The sequence below is a fragment of the Bradyrhizobium sp. CCBAU 45389 genome (genome assembly GCF_028128625.1).
Classification (GTDB): Bacteria; Pseudomonadota; Alphaproteobacteria; order Rhizobiales; family Xanthobacteraceae; genus Bradyrhizobium; species Bradyrhizobium liaoningense_B.
In genome coordinates, this window is sequence record NZ_LBIY01000091.1 from 1 (window position 1) to 16,194 (window position 16,194).

The 16,194-nt window shown below is 65.2% G+C and carries 18 protein-coding genes and 1 tRNA gene; 8 read left to right on the plus strand and 11 right to left on the minus strand.

Annotated elements, in window-relative coordinates; all coding sequences use genetic code 11:
* Positions 1-84 precede the first annotated feature (84 nt).
* From XH79_RS21290 to pheS, 4 genes are read right to left on the minus strand one after another with little or no spacing between them, the layout of a single operon-like run.
* The gene (locus tag XH79_RS21290) at positions 85-855 is read right to left on the minus strand and encodes a sulfite exporter TauE/SafE family protein (protein WP_271582811.1); all 771 of its coding nucleotides are present in this window, start codon (positions 853-855) and stop codon (positions 85-87) included.
* Between the two features lie 55 nt (positions 856-910).
* Positions 911-3,319, minus strand: a complete 2,409-nt coding sequence (gene pheT / locus XH79_RS21295; RefSeq protein WP_271582812.1) for a phenylalanine--tRNA ligase subunit beta — start codon at positions 3,317-3,319, stop codon at positions 911-913.
* Positions 3,320-3,328: 9 nt separating this feature from the next.
* Positions 3,329-3,718, minus strand: a complete 390-nt coding sequence (locus XH79_RS21300; protein ID WP_271582960.1) for an ASCH domain-containing protein — start codon at positions 3,716-3,718, stop codon at positions 3,329-3,331.
* Between the two features lie 2 nt (positions 3,719-3,720).
* Positions 3,721-4,803: a phenylalanine--tRNA ligase subunit alpha gene (gene pheS / locus XH79_RS21305; RefSeq protein WP_212340052.1), complete on the minus strand. Its 1,083-nt coding sequence runs from the start codon at positions 4,801-4,803 to the stop codon at positions 3,721-3,723.
* Between the two features lie 31 nt (positions 4,804-4,834).
* Between pheS and XH79_RS21310 the strand changes: the two genes are divergently transcribed.
* A complete protein-coding gene (locus XH79_RS21310; protein ID WP_271582813.1) occupies positions 4,835-5,380 on the plus strand; it encodes a hypothetical protein in 546 nt (181 codons plus the stop codon).
* 8 nt (positions 5,381-5,388) lie between these two features.
* On the opposite strand, the gene rplT is transcribed toward XH79_RS21310, so the two are convergent.
* Together rplT and rpmI are read right to left on the minus strand one after the other, a co-directional pair.
* Positions 5,389-5,748 carry a 50S ribosomal protein L20 gene (gene rplT / locus XH79_RS21315; RefSeq protein ID WP_027561620.1) on the minus strand — a complete coding sequence of 120 codons (360 nt, stop codon included), beginning with the start codon at positions 5,746-5,748 and terminating at the stop codon, positions 5,389-5,391.
* Between the two features lie 80 nt (positions 5,749-5,828).
* Positions 5,829-6,029 carry a 50S ribosomal protein L35 gene (gene rpmI / locus XH79_RS21320; RefSeq protein ID WP_008539890.1) on the minus strand — a complete coding sequence of 67 codons (201 nt, stop codon included), beginning with the start codon at positions 6,027-6,029 and terminating at the stop codon, positions 5,829-5,831.
* A 271-nt stretch (positions 6,030-6,300) separates the two neighbouring features.
* On the opposite strand from rpmI, the gene XH79_RS21325 reads away from it, so the two are divergent.
* Positions 6,301-6,705, plus strand: a complete 405-nt coding sequence (locus XH79_RS21325) for a hypothetical protein (protein ID WP_212340054.1) — start codon at positions 6,301-6,303, stop codon at positions 6,703-6,705.
* 63 nt (positions 6,706-6,768) lie between these two features.
* Here the strand turns inward: XH79_RS21325 and infC are convergent, their stop codons facing one another.
* Entirely contained in the window at positions 6,769-7,308 is a 540-nt protein-coding gene (infC, locus tag XH79_RS21330) for a translation initiation factor IF-3 (protein ID WP_074447655.1), read from the minus strand.
* 251 nt (positions 7,309-7,559) lie between these two features.
* Here infC and XH79_RS21335 point away from each other — a divergent pair, with 251 nt between their 5' ends.
* Both XH79_RS21335 and XH79_RS21340 read left to right on the plus strand, forming a co-directional pair.
* On the plus strand, positions 7,560-8,348 hold the full coding sequence (locus XH79_RS21335; protein ID WP_212340056.1) for an alpha/beta hydrolase: 789 nt from the start codon (positions 7,560-7,562) through the stop codon (positions 8,346-8,348).
* A 65-nt stretch (positions 8,349-8,413) separates the two neighbouring features.
* Complete coding sequence (locus tag XH79_RS21340; RefSeq protein ID WP_271582814.1) at positions 8,414-8,881, plus strand: nuclear transport factor 2 family protein; 468 nt, start codon at positions 8,414-8,416, stop codon at positions 8,879-8,881.
* A 48-nt stretch (positions 8,882-8,929) separates the two neighbouring features.
* Here XH79_RS21340 and XH79_RS21345 read toward each other — a convergent pair whose 3' ends face one another.
* The 3 genes from XH79_RS21345 to XH79_RS21355 all read right to left on the minus strand — a co-directional run bounded on the left by XH79_RS21345 (position 8,930) and on the right by XH79_RS21355 (position 11,697).
* The gene (locus tag XH79_RS21345; protein ID WP_271582815.1) at positions 8,930-9,727 is read right to left on the minus strand and encodes an acyl-CoA thioesterase domain-containing protein; all 798 of its coding nucleotides are present in this window, start codon (positions 9,725-9,727) and stop codon (positions 8,930-8,932) included.
* A gap of 153 nt (positions 9,728-9,880) precedes the next feature.
* Positions 9,881-11,056 (minus strand): tRNA epoxyqueuosine(34) reductase QueG, encoded by a 1,176-nt coding sequence (queG, locus tag XH79_RS21350; protein WP_271582816.1) that lies wholly within the window; start codon positions 11,054-11,056, stop codon positions 9,881-9,883.
* Positions 11,005-11,697, minus strand: coding sequence for a glutathione S-transferase family protein (locus XH79_RS21355; RefSeq protein WP_212340064.1), 693 nt, complete (start codon positions 11,695-11,697; stop codon positions 11,005-11,007). The genes queG and XH79_RS21355 overlap by 52 nt, the downstream gene beginning before the upstream one ends.
* A 169-nt stretch (positions 11,698-11,866) precedes the next feature.
* Here XH79_RS21355 and XH79_RS21360 point away from each other — a divergent pair, with 169 nt between their 5' ends.
* The 3 genes from XH79_RS21360 (at position 11,867) to XH79_RS21370 (ending at position 14,897) form a co-directional block, all read left to right on the plus strand.
* The gene (locus tag XH79_RS21360) at positions 11,867-12,673 is read left to right on the plus strand and encodes an undecaprenyl-diphosphate phosphatase (RefSeq protein ID WP_212340066.1); all 807 of its coding nucleotides are present in this window, start codon (positions 11,867-11,869) and stop codon (positions 12,671-12,673) included.
* A gap of 148 nt (positions 12,674-12,821) precedes the next feature.
* A complete protein-coding gene (locus XH79_RS21365; protein ID WP_271582817.1) occupies positions 12,822-14,153 on the plus strand; it encodes an FAD-binding oxidoreductase in 1,332 nt (443 codons plus the stop codon).
* A gap of 3 nt (positions 14,154-14,156) precedes the next feature.
* A complete protein-coding gene (locus XH79_RS21370) occupies positions 14,157-14,897 on the plus strand; it encodes an SDR family oxidoreductase (protein WP_271582818.1) in 741 nt (246 codons plus the stop codon).
* 67 nt (positions 14,898-14,964) lie between these two features.
* Here the strand turns inward: XH79_RS21370 and XH79_RS21375 are convergent, their stop codons facing one another.
* Positions 14,965-15,930 (minus strand): complex I NDUFA9 subunit family protein, encoded by a 966-nt coding sequence (locus XH79_RS21375; protein WP_271582819.1) that lies wholly within the window; start codon positions 15,928-15,930, stop codon positions 14,965-14,967.
* 150 nt (positions 15,931-16,080) lie between these two features.
* Between XH79_RS21375 and XH79_RS21380 the strand changes: the two genes are divergently transcribed.
* Positions 16,081-16,167: transfer RNA gene (locus XH79_RS21380), tRNA-Leu, on the plus strand.
* The last annotated feature ends 27 nt before the right edge of the window (positions 16,168-16,194 follow it).

Here is a 16,194-nt window from a genome sequence, read left to right on the forward strand (position 1 = left end):
AGGACCCCGGCAGAGGCCTTCTCCCAAGTGTTGCACTTCGAGTGTGAATCCACCTCCCGGCCTTCGCCGGGACGACATTGAGAGCTACCGCAACAACCCATCCAGCGCCGGCAGCCCGAAAATCACCGCCATCGCAATCAGCGCATAGCAGATCCCGCGAAACACCTTCTCGCTGGCGCGGCCGAACAGCGACGCGCCGAAGGCGACGCCGAGGGCGTAGACCGGGCCGACGATCAGCGACAGCACCAGCGATTCGCGGCTGATCAGACCGGTCGTGGCGTAGCTGACCATCGAGAAGAAATCCGAGGCGCCGAAGAACAGCAAGATGTTGGCGCGCGCGACGATCGGCGCGATCGGGCGGCCGAGCCAGTAGCCGACGATCGGAGGCCCGCCGGTCTGTGCAAGGCCGCTGCAGAAGCCGGAGAGGCCGCCGATGCCGACCGAGAGCCAGGCGTGGTCCTTGCCGCGATAGCGCCAGCCCGACAGCAGCAGAAGCAGGAGCGCCGCGACGAAGCAGGAGATGATCCAGCGCGTGGTGACGGGCTCGAGCACGCTGAGGAAATAGGTGCCGACGGGCACGCCGATTAGCGCGCCCAGCACGATCACGGCCGTGGCTTTTCGATCCGCCTTCCGCCACGCATCCGGCAGCAGCGGCGCGGCCGCGACGAAATCGATCACGAGCAGAAGCGCTGCGACCAGTCGCGGCGCCGCGATGCTGCTCGCCAGCGGCATGAAGATCAGTGCAGAACCGAAGCCGGAGAAGCCGCGCGCGGTGCCCGAAATGAAAGCGACGGCGCAGAGCGCCGCCGCGATGGTGAGGCTGACATCCTTCGGAAGGAAATCCGCCAGCGTCATGCTCGTTGATTCTGGAGCATGATGTTGTCCGAAAACCGCTTCACACTTTTCGGCATCATGCTCTCAAGACGCCGCCGGTCTTCTTGGTCACATCGGCGACGATCTTCGCCGCGACGGCCTCGATCTCCTGGTCGGTCAGGGTCTTCTCGCGCGGCTGAAGCGTGACCGCGACTGCGATCGACTTCTTGCCATCGTCGATGCCCTTGCCCTCGTAGACGTCGAAGACGTTGACGCCGGTGATCAGCTTCTTGTCGACGCCCTGCGCGGCGCGGACGATATCGCCGGCCTTGACGGCGCGGTCGACGATGAAGGCGAAGTCACGCGACACCGGCTGGAAGGCGGAGAGCTCGATCAGCGGCTTGGCGCGGGTCGGCTTCTTCTTCGCCTCGGGGATGCGGTCGAGGATCACCTCGAACACGACAAGCGGCCCGTCGGCGCCGAGCGCTTCGAGCGCGCGCGGATGCACTTCGCCAAAATAGCCGAGCACGTTCTGCGGCCCGATCTGGATCGTGCCGGAGCGGCCGGGATGCAGCCAGCCGGGACCGCCGGCGACGATCTGCAGCGCCTGCATCGGCGCGCCGGCCGCGGCCAGCACCGCCAGCGCATCGGCTTTCGCGTCGAACACATCGGCCTGCGCCGAGCCGGTCCAGTGCCGCCCGAGACCTTCGGACGAAGCAAGGCCGCGGCGCACGCCGCTCGCCGCCATGAACTGGTCCTGCGGGCGATCACCCTTGAATAACTGACCGACCTCGAACAGCGCGACATCGCCAAAGCCGCGATCGGCATTGGCCTGCGCCGCCGCGATCAGCCCTGCGAGCAGGGTCGGGCGCATATCGGAAAGATCGGACGCGATCGGGTTGGCCACTTCGAGCGCGCGCTGGCCGCCGCCGAACAATTCGGCCGCAGGCTTGGCGATGAACGACCAGGTGACGGCCTCGACCATGCCGCGGCTGGCGAGCGCGCGCCGGGCGCGGCGGATGCGCAGCTGCAGCGGGGTCAGCACCGGTTTGCGCGCGTCGTCGCCGCGCTCGAACGGCGTCATCGGCACCTTGTCGACGCCGAAGATGCGGACGATCTCCTCGACGATGTCGGCCTTGCCGTGCACGTCCGAGCGCCACGACGGCACCGCGACCTTCACCACCGGACCCGGGCCGGCCATCATGAAGCCGAGATGGGTCAGGATGCGCTTCATCTCGACCTGCGGCACCTCGATGCCGGACAGACGCTTCACTTCCGTCACCGGGAAATCGATCACGCGGTCGTCGCCGAAGGCCTTGCCGACCACGACGTTCTCGGACGGCGCGCCGCCGCACATCTCCATCACCAGCTTGGTCGCGAGCTCGAGGCCGGGCACCATGAAGGCCGGATCGACGCCGCGCTCGAAGCGGTAGCGCGCGTCGGAATTGATGCCGAGCTTGCGGCCCGTCTGGGCGATGTTGATCTCGTTCCACAGCGCCGATTCGATCAGCACGTCGGTGGTGTTCTCGTCGCAGCCCGAGGCTTCGCCGCCCATGATGCCGGCAAGCGATTCGACGCCGTGCTCATCGGCGATCACGCAAATGGCGGGATCGAGATTGTAGGTGCGGCCGTCGAGCGCCAGCAGCGTCTCGCCCTCGCGCGCGTGGCGCACGACGAGATTGCCCTTCACCTTCTTGGCGTCGAACACGTGCAGCGGGCGCGCGCGGTCGTAGGTCATGAAGTTGGTGATGTCGACCAGCGCGTTGATCGGGCGCAGCCCGATCGCGGTCAGCCGCTTCTGCAGCCATTCCGGCGACGGGCCGTTCTTCACGCCGCGCACGAGCCGGAGCGCGAAGCCCGGACACAGCGTGGCGTCCTCGACCGTGACCTTCACCGGGCAGGGGAATTCGCCCTTGACCGGCTTGATGGTGGGGTCCTTGAACTTGCCCATGTCGGCGGCGGCGAGATCGCGCGCGATGCCGTGCACGCCGGTGCAGTCCTGCCGGTTCGGCGTCAAATTGATCTCGACCACGGGATCGCCGAGGGCGGCCCATTCCGCATAGCCAGCGCCGATCGGCGCGTCCGCCGGCAATTCCATGATGCCGTCATGGTCGTTGGAGATCTGCAGCTCGGCCGCTGAGCACAGCATGCCGCGGCTCTCGACACCGCGGATGGTGCCGACACCCAGCGTGATGTCCTTGCCGGGAATGTAGGTGCCGGGGGCTGAGAACACGCTGACGAGGCCCGCGCGCGCATTCGGCGCGCCGCACACGACCTGCACCGGCGCGCCACCGTCGCCGGTGTCGACCATGCAGACGCGCAACCGGTCCGCATTCGGATGCTGCTCGGCCGAGATCACCTTCGCAATGGTGAACGGCTTCAGCGCCTTCGCCTTGTCCTCGATGTTCTCGACCTCGAGCCCGATCATGGTGAGCTTGTCGGCCAGCTTGTCCAGCGGCTCGTCGGTCTCGAGATGGTCCTTCAGCCAGGAGAGCGTGAATTTCATTTTGCGTTCCTAGAAAACCTCGACCAGGCGGAAGCGTTCGCACATCAGCATCATGTCTTCGCGAAACTTGCCTTGCCGACCGAAATAGTTGCGATGCGCATTGCGCCAGTGGTCGAGACTGCGATCACCTTCGCCCTCCTCGAAGGCAAAGGCCGCATCGACCTCGCCGAAGCGGCGATAGCTCACCTCGGTCGATTCGATGATGCAGCGCGGCTCTCCGCGTCCGTCGAGCACGATCCAGCGTTCGCCCGGCGTCGAGGTGTTGGGCTCGTCCTCGGTGCTGCATGTCGCGGTCTTGACGCCCCGGATCACGAGATCGAGCAACTCGTCGGCCAGCGCCGGTCCGTCGCCGAAGGCGAACGACCGCAGGCCGCGATATTGCTCCGGGACGGCGCTCAGGTTCACGTGCTCAGTCCCCCCGCGAGCGTCGGGACTTCCAACGGCTTGAAGCCGTAATGGGACAGCCAGCGGACGTCGCTGTCGAACAGCTGACGCAAATCGGCGATGCCGTATTTCAGCATGGCGATGCGGTCGATGCCCATGCCCCAGGCAAAGCCCTGGTACTCGTCGGGATCGATGCCGCAGGCGCGCAGCACGTTCGGATGCACCATGCCGCAGCCGAGAATCTCCAGCCAGTCCTCGCCCTCGCCGAAGCGGATCTCGCCCTTGTCGCGGCGGCACTGGATGTCGACTTCCAGCGACGGCTCGGTGAACGGGAAGAACGAGGGGCGGAACCGCATGTTGATGTGGTCGACCTCGAAGAACGCCTTGCAGAACTCGTGCAGGATCCATTTGAGGTGGCCGAGATGCGAGCTCTTGTCGATGACGAGGCCTTCGACCTGGTGGAATTGCGGCGTGTGGGTCGCGTCCGAATCGATGCGGTAGGTGCGGCCCGGGCAGATCACGCGGATCGGCGGCTTCTGGCTCAGCATGGTGCGCACCTGCACCGGCGAGGTGTGGGTTCTGAGCAGCATCCGCGAGCCGTCCTCCTTCGGATGGAAGAAGAAGGTGTCGTGCATCTCGCGCGCCGGATGGCCTTCCGGGAAGTTCAGTTTTGTGAAGTTGTAGTCGTCGGTCTCGATGTCGGGACCTTCGGCGACCGAGAATCCCATGTCGGCGAAGATGGTGGTCAGCTCGTCCCAGACCTGGCTCAGCGGATGGATGCGGCCGGCCTCCGCGGCCGCATCGCGCAGCGGCAAGGTGACGTCGATAGTCTCCGATGCGAGCCGCGCATCGAGCGCCGCCGACTTCAGCACGTCGCGCCGTGCTGCGAGCGCCTGCGTGACCTTGTCCTTGGCGAGGTTGATCGCGGCGCCTTGCGTCTTGCGCTCGTCCGGCGACATCTTGCCGAGCGTGGCAAGCAGCGCCGAGATCGAGCCCTTCTTGCCGAGGGCCGCGACGCGCACCGCTTCCAGGGCGGCTTCGTCGCCGGCGGCGGCGATCTGGTCGAGGATGGATGTTTCGAGCGTTGCGAGGTCGGACACTGTCAAATCCTTGGCTCTAAATTCGGCTGGGTTGTCGCCGCCCGAAGGCCGTAACGTCAAGCAAAAAGCCGGTCATTTCGGGCACATGGCCGGCTGGGTTGAACCCTGCGCGGGGAGGCGGCACCAAGGGGGATACGAGGAGACCTTTACGACGCTGTCGAGACCCCGCCTTGCCGTTGTTCTTGCCGTTCTGGCTGTCGTCCTGTCGGTCGCAGCCACCCCAGCGCGCGCCATGGTCTGCATGGAGACAACCATGACGCTGGATGAGGTCGTCGACACCATCAACAAGCAGAAGAGCTGCGAAAGCGCGATGAAGGTGTTTCAGGATTGCCAGTTGACCGCGAGCGGGGATGTCCAGCTCGGCGCCGCCGTCGAGAAGAAGTGCGAGGCAGACTTCATGCCCGGTCTCAACACGGCGCAGCAGCAGGCTTACAAACGCGAGATGCGCGTCTGCGACCGGAAGTACCGGAACAAGTCCGGCACCATGTATCTCTCGTTCGCGGCTTTTTGCCGGGCGGAGGTCGCCCAGCGCTACTCGCAGCGCGCGCTGAAGGCTGCGGGCCAGAAGGCCCGCTAGCGCGAGCCTCAGGCAGCCAGAGCGGCCTTGGCCTTCTCGGCGATCGCCTGGAACGCGGCGGGCTCGCTGATCGCGAGATCCGACAGCACCTTGCGGTCCACGGTGATCCCGGACTTGGCCATGCCGTCGATAAAGCGGCTGTAGGTCAGGCCGAACGGACGGACGGCAGCGTTGATGCGCTGGATCCAGAGCGCGCGGAACGTCCGCTTCTTACGCTTGCGGTCGCGGAAGGCGTATTGCTGGGCCTTCTCCACGGCCGGCTTGGCGGCGCGGATGGTGTTCTTGCGGCGGCCGTAGAAACCCTTGGCGGCCTTGTAGACTTTCTTGTGCTTGGCGTGGGCGGTCACACCGCGTTTGACGCGAGACATGACGAAATCCTTCAGAGATGACTTTGGTTATCGGATTGCCGCACGGAATGCGGCAGGGATGGCAGTGATCGTGGACGCGATCAGGCGTTCGGCAAGAAGTACTTCTTGACGTTGTCGCCGTCGGTCTTGAACAGCACGCGAGTGCCGCGGAGCTGACGGATCTGCTTCTTCGTCCGCTTGATCATGCCGTGACGCTTGCCGCGCTGGGCGTGCATCACTTTGCCGGTGGCAGTCACCTTGAAGCGCTTTTTAGCGCCCGATTTGGTCTTCAGCTTGGGCATTTGGCTCTCCTAATGGCCATAGAGATCCGCCCGCGAAGGCGGCTGGCCGTCAAAAATGCTCGTTAGAGCGTTGATTGTGCTCAGGTTTTGCGAATTAGCGCGAAACCCGCACGAAACACCGCCACGGCAGCCCTTAATCAGCCGGGCGATGAAGGCTGGGCTTATGACAGAGGACAAGCCAATTGGCAACGATGAACCGCCGAAACGGGCCCGCCGACTATTGGAGGACGCTACCCCATATCCAAGCCTTGTCGCCTGAAGCAGGTCCAAAATGGCCCATTTTCCGCAATTTCTCTCCTCGCTGACCGGTTTCGCCCGTCCGCGCCATCTCGCGCTGTTCGCCGTGCTCGCCACGGCCGCGCTCCCCTCACCTGCCGACGCCCGCGCCGGCGGCTATGACGGCATCTGGAACGTCACCTTCGCCACCACCCGCGGCAATTGCAGCTCGGGCTACAGCGTTCCCTTCACCGTGACAGGCAGCCGCGTCTCGTCGGCCGGCGGTGGCCGGGTCTCGGGCAGGGTCAACCGCTCCGGCGCCGTCGCCGTCCAGGTTTCGGTCGGCGCCTCCCATGCCAGCGGCGGTGGCCGGCTCGCCGGCATGTACGGCGCCGGTTCGTGGAGGGGCATCATTTCCGGCGATTACTGCAGCGGCACCTGGCAGGCGACGCGGAGCTGACACACAAACGGCCCGCCGGAGATCCGGACGGGCCGTTGAACTCGAGTTCCGAAGCGCTTCGCGTCAGCGCGGTGCCAGCACCATGACGACCTGGCGACCTTCGAACCGCGCGTCCTGCTCGACCTTGGCGAGCTCGGCAACGTCGGTCTTGATCTTGTCCAGCAGCTTGGTGCCGATCTCCTGGTGCGCCATTTCGCGGCCGCGATAGCGCAGCGTGATCTTGACCTTGTCGCCCTCTTCGAAGAACCGCTGCATCGCACGCATCTTCACGTCGTAATCGTGGTCGTCGATCATCGGGCGGAGCTTGATCTCCTTGATCTCGACGGTCTTCTGCCGCTTGCGGGCTTCCGCGGCTTTCTTTTGAGCGGAATACTTGTACTTCCCGTAGTCCATGATCTTGCAGACGGGAGGGCTGGTATTCGGCGAAATCTCGACCAGATCCATGCCAACTTCCTGGGCCATCCGGATGGCGACGACGGTCTCAACCGTGCCTTTATTATCACCGGTCTGATCGATCAGCTGGATCTGCGCATTGCGAATATCATCATTGATGCGCGGCCCGTCTTTGCTGGCAGCGGGCGGAGCTTTATTGGGACGGCGAATGGGTGGTTCTCCAAAGTTGTGAAAGAAGCGGCTATTTTGAAGGAAGATGCGTTTGCCGGCAAGCAAGTCGCTCGTGCCGCGGTCAAAATACCTTCAAATGCGAGGCATTTTGGCCACGTCCTCCGGCACGTTGACCGACATAGACACCTTGCTTCTGTTCCGCAAGCGTCCCAAAGGGCCAATGCCGATGTTCGGCAGCGTCGCAAAATACGTCCGAACAGCTCAAACCACACAGCCAGAGTAAACGTTCCATGACCGAAGCGATTTCCGATGCCGTACTCGACTTCATCGAATTGGGCGAAGGCCCGTCCGCGCGCCGGATCGCGGTGCGTTACCGCGCCGGCAAGGGCCCTGGCCTCGTCTGGCTGGGCGGGTTCAAGTCGGACATGCAGGGCGGCAAGGCGGTGGCGCTGGACGCTTGGGCAAGGGATCACGGCCGCGCGGCGGTCCGGTTCGACTATTCCGGCCACGGCGAATCCAGCGGCGATTTCGCCGACGGAACCATCGGAAGCTGGCTCGAGGACAGCGTCGCCGTGTTCCAGCGGTTCTGCGACGGCCCGCAGATCCTGATCGGCTCCTCCATGGGCGGCTGGATGGCGCTGCTGCTCGCGCGCGAGATCAGGAAGCGGAGCGGCAAGGGCTCACTGGCAGGCCTCGTGCTGATCGCGCCGGCGCCCGACTTCACCGAGGAACTGATGTGGAAGAATTTTCCGCCCGCGGTGAAGAAGGAGATCGAGACCAAAGGCTTCTGGCTGCGGCCGTCGGACTATGGCGACGGCTCGCCCTATCCGATCACGCGCAACTTGATTGAGGAGGGCCGCAACCACCTCGTGCTCGGCAGCGCCATCGATCTCGGCTGCCCCGTCCGCATCCTGCAGGGCGCGCAGGATCCCGACGTGCCCTGGCAGCACGCGTTCGCGCTGACGCATCGCCTGCCGGCCGACGACGTCGTGCTGACCATGATCCAGGACGGCGACCACCGCCTGTCACGCCCGCAGGACATCGCACGCATTCTTGCAGCGGTAGCGGAGATCGGGTGATTGTTCTCTTCCTTCTCCCCTTGCAAGGGGAGAGGGCGCAACAAGAAGCACCGGGAGGCAATTCAATGACCACCACCGCCATGCTGCGCGCCTTCTGCGATGCGGTCGAGCAGCGCAATGGCCGCGCCTTCGCCGAGCTGTTCACCGAGGACGGCGTCTATCACGACGTCTTCTACGGGGCGTTCGCAGGCCGCGAGAAGATCGCGGCGATGATCGACGACTGGTTCTATCGCACGGCGACCGATTTCCGCTGGGACATGCATGATCCCGTCACCGACGGCGCCACGCTCTATGCGCGCTACACCTTCAGCTACAAATCGACCCTGCCGGAAGCGAACGGCGCGCGGGCGATGTTCGAGGGCGTCGCGATCATGACGCTGAAGGGCGGCAGGATCGCCAGCTATCACGAGGTCGCCAACACCGCGCCGGCCTTCGTCGATCTGAAGTTCGCGCCTGAAAGAATTGCCAGGATCGTCGCCAAGCAGGGCGCCGAGCTGAAGGCGCGGCCGGAGATGCAAAGGCATCTGGCGTAGTCGTCATTCCGGGCTCACGCTGCGCGATGCCCCGGAATGACAGCGTGCCTACGGCGGCGGCACCTTCGTCATCGGCTTGCGCTGCGCCAGCGCTGCGACCGTTGCGGTGCCGATCGGGCCCTGTTCGTCATAGAGCCAGCATTCGCCGATCGCGACGCCATCCGTCGCGTGGTGATTGACCACGTCGAAGCCGATCCATTTCGTCACCGGCAGGCGGTGCAGATAGAGCGTGACGTCGCTGTTGATGTAGCCGAGCCCCTTGTCGCCGGCGTTCGCGAACGGACTGGCGAAATCGGCACCGACGGCGACATGGACGAACGGCGTCATCGCAACGCCGGCGACGAGCTCGCGCACCTCGCTCATCCAGAGACGGCGCGGCCCGAGCGCGCCCATGTGACCGACGATGGGGCGCGTCGTCCATTTGCCGTTCATGCCGAGCCTGGGATCGGTCGGTTTCGGAATGTCTGATGGCTTCGGCACGTCCCAGTTCGGCGGCGACCAGACATTGCCGTCCGGATTCTGCGTCTTGCGCAGCAGCTGGCACGAGGCGCGCGCCATGCTGACGCCGCCGGAAAACAGCTCCGCCTCGACCACGCGGATACGCAGTCCATCGCGGACGAGCCGCGTCGTCACTTCAATCGGCTTGTCGATGGTCGGCAGCCGGAACATGTCGGCGGTGAGCCGCGCCGGCACGAACTCGGGACCGGAATGATGCTCCTCGATGGCGAAGCCGAGCAGGCCGACGATGACGCGTCCGTGCAGCGATTTCGGGTCCCATGGACCATTGGCGACTTCCGTCGGGTGGAATGTATCGCCGTCGCGGGTGAAGAAGGGCATGTTTGTCATGCGCGCGACTTTGCGGGAACGCGCGGGGAAATCAAGTTGCTCGATCCTCATGGTGAGGAGGCGCGAAGCGCCGTCTCGAACCATGCAGGCCCCGCTGTGGCAGCTCGGCCTCGATCCTTCGAGACGCCGCTACGCGGCTCCTCAGGATGAGGGTCAGGAAGCGGCGCGCCACTCCTCACGAACGCTGTCGTCGTGCTCGTTGCTCGCCACGGCAGACTTCAGCGCCTCAAACTCTTCCCGCGACACCAACTGCCCCAGCGCCCAGACCGCAGCCCCGCGCACTACCGCGCTCTCGTCACTCAGCAGTCGCCGCGCCTCCGCTGCCAGCGCTGCCTCGCCCGAGTTGCCGATTGCAATCAGCACGTTGCGCAAGAAGCGGTCGCGGCCGATGCGCTTGACCGGGGACTTCGTGAACAGCGCCCGAAACGCGGCATCGTCGAGCCGCGCCAGCTCGGCGAGACCTGGCGCGCGCAATTCGTCACGCGCGGCAAGCTTCGCTTCGCGTCCCTCCTGCGCAAACTTGTTCCACGGGCAGGCGGCAAGGCAGTCGTCGCAGCCATAGATGCGATTGCCGATGGCTTTGCGAAAGTCGTGCGGAATCGGCCCCTTGTTCTCGATGGTCAGATAGGAGATGCAGCGCCGCGCATCGAGCTTGTAGGGCGCGGGGAACGCTGCCGTCGGGCAGATGTCGAGACAGGCGCGGCACGAGCCGCAATGATCGATCTCGGCGCCGTCGCGCGGCAGCTCCAGCGTCGTGTAGATCGCGCCGAGAAACAGCCACGAGCCGAATTCGCGCGAGACCAGATTGGTGTGCTTGCCCTGCCAGCCCAGATGCGCGGCCTGCGCCAGCGGCTTCTCCATCACGGCCGCGGTGTCGACGAACACCTTCACATCCGATGGGGCGGTTGCGACCAGCCAGCGCGCCAGCGCCTTCAGCCGCTTCTTGATGAGGTCGTGATAGTCGTCGCCCTGCGCATAGACCGAGATTGCGGCGCGCGTGCGCTGCGCGAGAATCGAGAGCGGATCGGAGTCGGGACCATAATTGACGCCGAGCATGATCACGCTGCGCACGTCGGCCCACAGCCCGCGCGGATCGACCCGGCGCTCCGGCTGCGCCGCGAGCCAGTCCATGTCGCCATGGCCGCCGGAGGCGATGAATTCGAGGAAGTGCTTTCCGGCCGCTTCGATCGTGCCGGGTTGAGTGACGCCGATGCAGTCGAAGCCGAGCGCGCGCGCCTCGCGTTCGAGCGCCGCCTTCAGTTCAGTCGGATCGGAGCTCAGAAATCCAGGTCCACGTAGGTCCGCGACGCCGGCACGCCGGCCAGCCATTCGCTCAGCAGCGGACGGAACGACGGGCGGGACTTCACCCGCGCGTACCACGCCTTTGCTGCGTCGTCCTCGCTCCATGGCACGTCGCCCAGATAGTCGATCGCCGAGAGATGCGCCGCGGCGGCGAGATCCGCGTAGGTCAGCCGGTCGCCGGCGAGGAAGTTACGCGTCTGCGCCAGCCAGCCGATATAGGCCAGATGATAGCGCACGTTGGCCTTGGCCGCGCGCATTACGTCGGCCGAGGGCGGGCCGCCCCCATTCTCTTCGCTCATGAAGCGCTTGTAGATGCGCTCGGTGACGAGAGGGTGCGAAACCTCCTCGAAGAACTTCTCGTTGAACCAGGCCATCAGCCGGCGCACCTCGACGCGCTCGAACGTCGTCTCCGGCATCAGGCGCTTGGCTCCCATCCCGGCGCCATAGGCCTCGTCGACATATTCGGCGATGATCGCCGCGCCCGGGATCGGCGGCTGCTCGTCGTCCATCAGGACGGGCGTCGTGCCCGCCGCGTTGAGCAGCAAGAATGCCTCGCGCCGTTCCCAGCTGCGCTCCTCGACCAGCTTGAGGTCGAGCCCGTACTCGCCCGCGATCAGCCGGATGAAGCGCGAATGCGGACAGAACGGATGATGAAACAGCGTAAACATGAAGCCTTTGACTATTTGATGGTGCTTAAGAATCCATCAATGTTTGGGCGGCGCCACACTAGTCCTTCAAAACCGCGAAGCAAGAGCGTGATGCCGCATTTTGCGATTGCAGCATTGGGGGGAATAGGCGAGAAGAGCCCCGCTTTTCCAGCCGAAATGGACCGTAAATATGTCAGATGCAATACGGGCAGTGATCCTCGGCATCATCGAGGGCGTGACCGAGTTCCTTCCCGTGTCCTCGACCGGCCACCTGCTGCTCGCCGAGCGTTTCTTCCATCTTGGTGAAGGCGCCTTCTGGGATTCGTTTACCGTTCTGATCCAGCTGGGTGCGATCCTCGCGATCGTCGGGCTGTATTTCAAAAAGCTCTGGGACGTCGTGATCGGCTTCTTCACGGGCGATGCCTATGCGCGCCGTTTCGTCATCGGCGTGCTGGTGGCGTTCCTGCCTGCTGTCGTCGTCGGCCTGGTTGCCGGCAAATACATCAAGAGCGTGCTGTTCAACCCCTGGGTCGTCTGCTTCACGCTGATCGTCGGCGGCGCCATCCTGCTCTGGGTCGACAAGCTCGACCTCAAGCCGCGCGAGCACGACGCCACCAGGTTCCCGCTGCTGATGTACCTCTATATCGGCATCGCGCAGTGCGTGGCGATGATCCCGGGCGTGTCGCGCTCCGGCGCCAGCATCGTCGCGGCGATGCTGCTCGGCGCCGACAAGCGCGCGGCGGCGGAGTTCTCGTTCTTCCTCGCCATCCCCACCATGATCGGCGCGTTCGCCTACGACTTCTACAAGAACCGCTCCGAGATGACGATGGACCATATGGGCATCGTCGCGATCGGCTTCATCGTGTCGTTCATCACCGCGATCATCGTGGTGAAGACGTTCCTGACCTACGTCACCCGCCACGGCTTCGTGGTGTTCGCCTGGTGGCGCGTCATCGTCGGCACGCTCGGCCTGATCGCGCTGGCGCTGGGGCGGTAACCTTTAGAAACTCGTTGCGGCCCGTAGCGGATGGAGCTTGCGCTCCATCCGGGCTACGCGTCCACCACGCCCTCAACGCAAAATAAGCTTTTGACCGGTAGGCAGTTTCCAAGGCGGGGCGGACGCCGCCCGGCACAGGAGCTGAACCATGACCCTCGTCTCCGGCTGGGGGCGCTTCCCGGTCGCCGATACCGATCTGCTGCGTCCGCGCTCGTTCGAGGCCGTAGGCGACGCCGTCGCTGATGTGACCGGCTCGGTGGCGCGGGGCAACGGCCGCGCCTATGGCGATGCCGCAATTGGAACTGCCAGGACCGTCGCGATGACCGGCTTCGACCGGATCAGGTCGTTCGATCCGGCCACGGGCCGTATCCGCCTCGAGGCCGGCGTGCTGCTGGCGGACCTGATCGACACTTTCGGCCCACGCGGCTTCCTGCCCTTCGTCGTGCCCGGCACGCGCTTCGTCTCGGTCGGCGGCGCCATCGCGTCCGACGTGCACGGCAAGAACCATCATTGCGAGGGCGGCTTCGGCCGCTATGTCGAGAGCATCCTGCTGCGCACCGGCGAGGGCCAGACCATCGAGGTCTCGCGCGAACAGAACTCCGATGCCTTCTTCGCGACGATCGGCGGCATGGGCCTCACCGGCGTGGTCCTCGAAGCGACGATGCGACTGCGGCGGGTCGAAACGGGATGGATCCGCGAGCGGGTGATCTCCGCATCCGATCTCGACGCCGCGATGCGCGCGCTCGATGCCGGCGATGCCGCGACCTATTCGGTGGCGTGGATCGACTGCGCCGCGCGCGGGCGAAATCTCGGCCGCTCGCTGATCTATCTCGGCGAGCACGCCGGCAAGGATGAGCTTGCGGATGGTGCCGACGCATTTCCGGTCGGCAAGAATCCCGGCCTCAGCGTGCCGATCGACCTGCCGTCGATGACGTTGAACCGCTACAGCATCCGCGCCTTCAACGAACTCTATTATCGCAAGGGCGCGCGGCGCGCGGGCGGCAGCCATGTGGTCTCGCTCTATCCCTATTTCTTCCCGCTCGACAGCATTGCCGACTGGAATCGCATCTATGGCAAGCGCGGTTTCCTGCAGCACCAATGCGTGATCCCGGAAGCCGGCGCGCGCGACGTGCTCGGCGACATCCTCGATCGCGTCGCGCGTCGCGGCGATGCCTCCTTCCTCGCGGTGCTGAAGAAGCTCGGCCAGGGCGACGGCCTCCTGTCGTTTCCGCTGCCCGGCTACACGCTGGCGCTGGATTTCCCTGTGAAGGGCGACATCCTGGACTTCCTCGACGAGATCGACCGTCTGGTCGTCGCTGCCGGCGGCCGGCTCTACCTCGCCAAGGATGCGCGCCAGTCGCGCGCGACGTTCGAGGCCGGCTATCCCGCTCTGTCGCGCTTCAAGGCGATCCGCAAATCGCTCGATCCCGAAGGCAACATCCGCTCGAAGCTTTCACAACGCCTGTTTGATGAGGTCTAGGCCGTGACGTCACGCAAGTCCGTTCTGGTGCTGGGTGGCTCCTCCGACATCGGCCGCGCCGCCGCGCGTGCTTTTGCCAAGGCGGGCTACGATGTCGGCCTCGCGGGCCGCGACGTCGCCGCGCTGGAGCCCGACGCCGCCGATCTGCGCGTGCGCTACAATGTCGAGGTCGGTGTCTACAGGTTCGACGTGCTCGACACCGCCGCGTTCGACGGCTTTGTCGGCAGTCTTCCGGCGCTACCCGATGTCGTCATCTCCATCGTCGGACTGCTCGGCACGCAGGACAGCGCGCAGAGCGATCTCGCCCACGCCACCACGATCATGCGCTCCAACTACGAGGGGCCGTCGCTGATCCTCGGCCTGTTCGCGGAAAAGTTCTTAGGCCGCGGCAGCGGTACGCTCGTCGGCGTGTCGTCGGTCGCCGGCGACCGCGGCCGCGCCTCCAACTATGTCTACGGCTCGGCCAAGGCCGGCTTCTCCGCCTTCCTCTCGGGCCTGCGTGCCCGCGCCAGCCATGGCGGCGTGCACGTCGTCACGGTGAAACCCGGCTTCGTCCGCACCAAGATGACCGAGGGCATGAAGCTGATCGGCCCGCTCACCGTCGAGGCGCCCGTCGTGGGCGATGCGATCCTCGGCGCGGTCGAAAAGAAAACCGACGTCGTCTATGTCAGCGGCAAATGGCGCCTCGTGATGCTGATCATCAAGACGCTGCCGGAAGCGGTGTTCAAGAAGCTGAAGTTTTGAGGTTTGTAGCCGCAGCGGCGGTCTGCTCCCTCGCCCCGCTTGCGGGGCGCGCTGAAGAAAGAAACCCTCACACGCTCATGCGCTGGAACTGACCGGCCGCGCGGAAGCGCCAGAGATATTGCGGGGCGATCGCCTCCAGCGAATCGGCGGCGATGCCGAGGCCTTCCAGCGTGAGCCCGGCCGCCTTCGCCGCATCGGACACGATATTGTCGCGCTCCAGCAACGTGACCTGGTCCGGCGTCAGCTTGAATGCGCCCGGCGCAAACTGCAGGAAGTTGGCCTGGAAGCGGGCGAGGCCGAACGGCAGCGGCACCAGCATGCGCTTGCGGGCGGTGATGGCGAGGATCGCCTCGATGATCTCGCGCATGGTTAGCACTTCCGGACCGCCGAGCTCGTAGGTCGCGCCCGCCTTGGCCTTGCCGTCGACGGCATCGGCGATCGCGGTGGCGACGTCGCCGACATAGACCGGCTGCATCCGGGTCGTCTCGCCGATCAGCGGCAGCACCGGCGATATCCGGGCCAGCGCGGCAAAGCGGTTGGTGAACTGGTCCTCGGGGCCGAACATCACGGAGGGACGGAAGATCGTGGCCGAGGGCACTGCAGCCAGCACCGCCGCCTCGCCGGCCGCCTTGGCCCTGGCATAATGCGAGGGCGATTCGGCGTCGGCGCCGATCGCGGAGACATGGATCAGGCGAGCGCCCGCGGCAGCCGCCGCCTTGGCGACGGTCTCGGCGCCCTTGGCCTGGACGGCGTCGAAGGTCTGCGCGCCGCCCTCGGCAAGGATGCCGACCAGATTAATCACGACATCCGAATCACGCAGCGCCGCCTCGACCGAGGCCGGATAGCGCAGGTTGGCCTGGACGACGTGGACCTGCCCCACCTTGCCGGACGGCTGGAGGTATCCGGCTAGTTCCGGCCGCCGCACCGCAACACGGACCCGGTAATCGCGCCGGCACAGCGCGCGGACGACATTCCGGCCCAAAAACCCCGATCCGCCGAAAACCGTGACGAGAGTTTCCAGATTCGATGCCATGGGAGCCAATCCTGCGGGAAAGAGTGCGTATTATCAGGCTTGTATCGGGCCGGTTTGCGATGCGCAATCCGCATCGCCAAAACCGGCCAAGCATGAATTGACAACGGCGTCACCGAACCGTAGTAACCGCCTCCGTGCCCCAAACGGCATGCCCAGGTGGTGGAATTGGTAGACGCGCTGGCTTCAGGTGCCAGTGGCTTAACGGCCGTGAAGGTTCGAGTCCTTTCCTGGGCACCATTTTGCGGGATTTGGTCCCAAAATAGA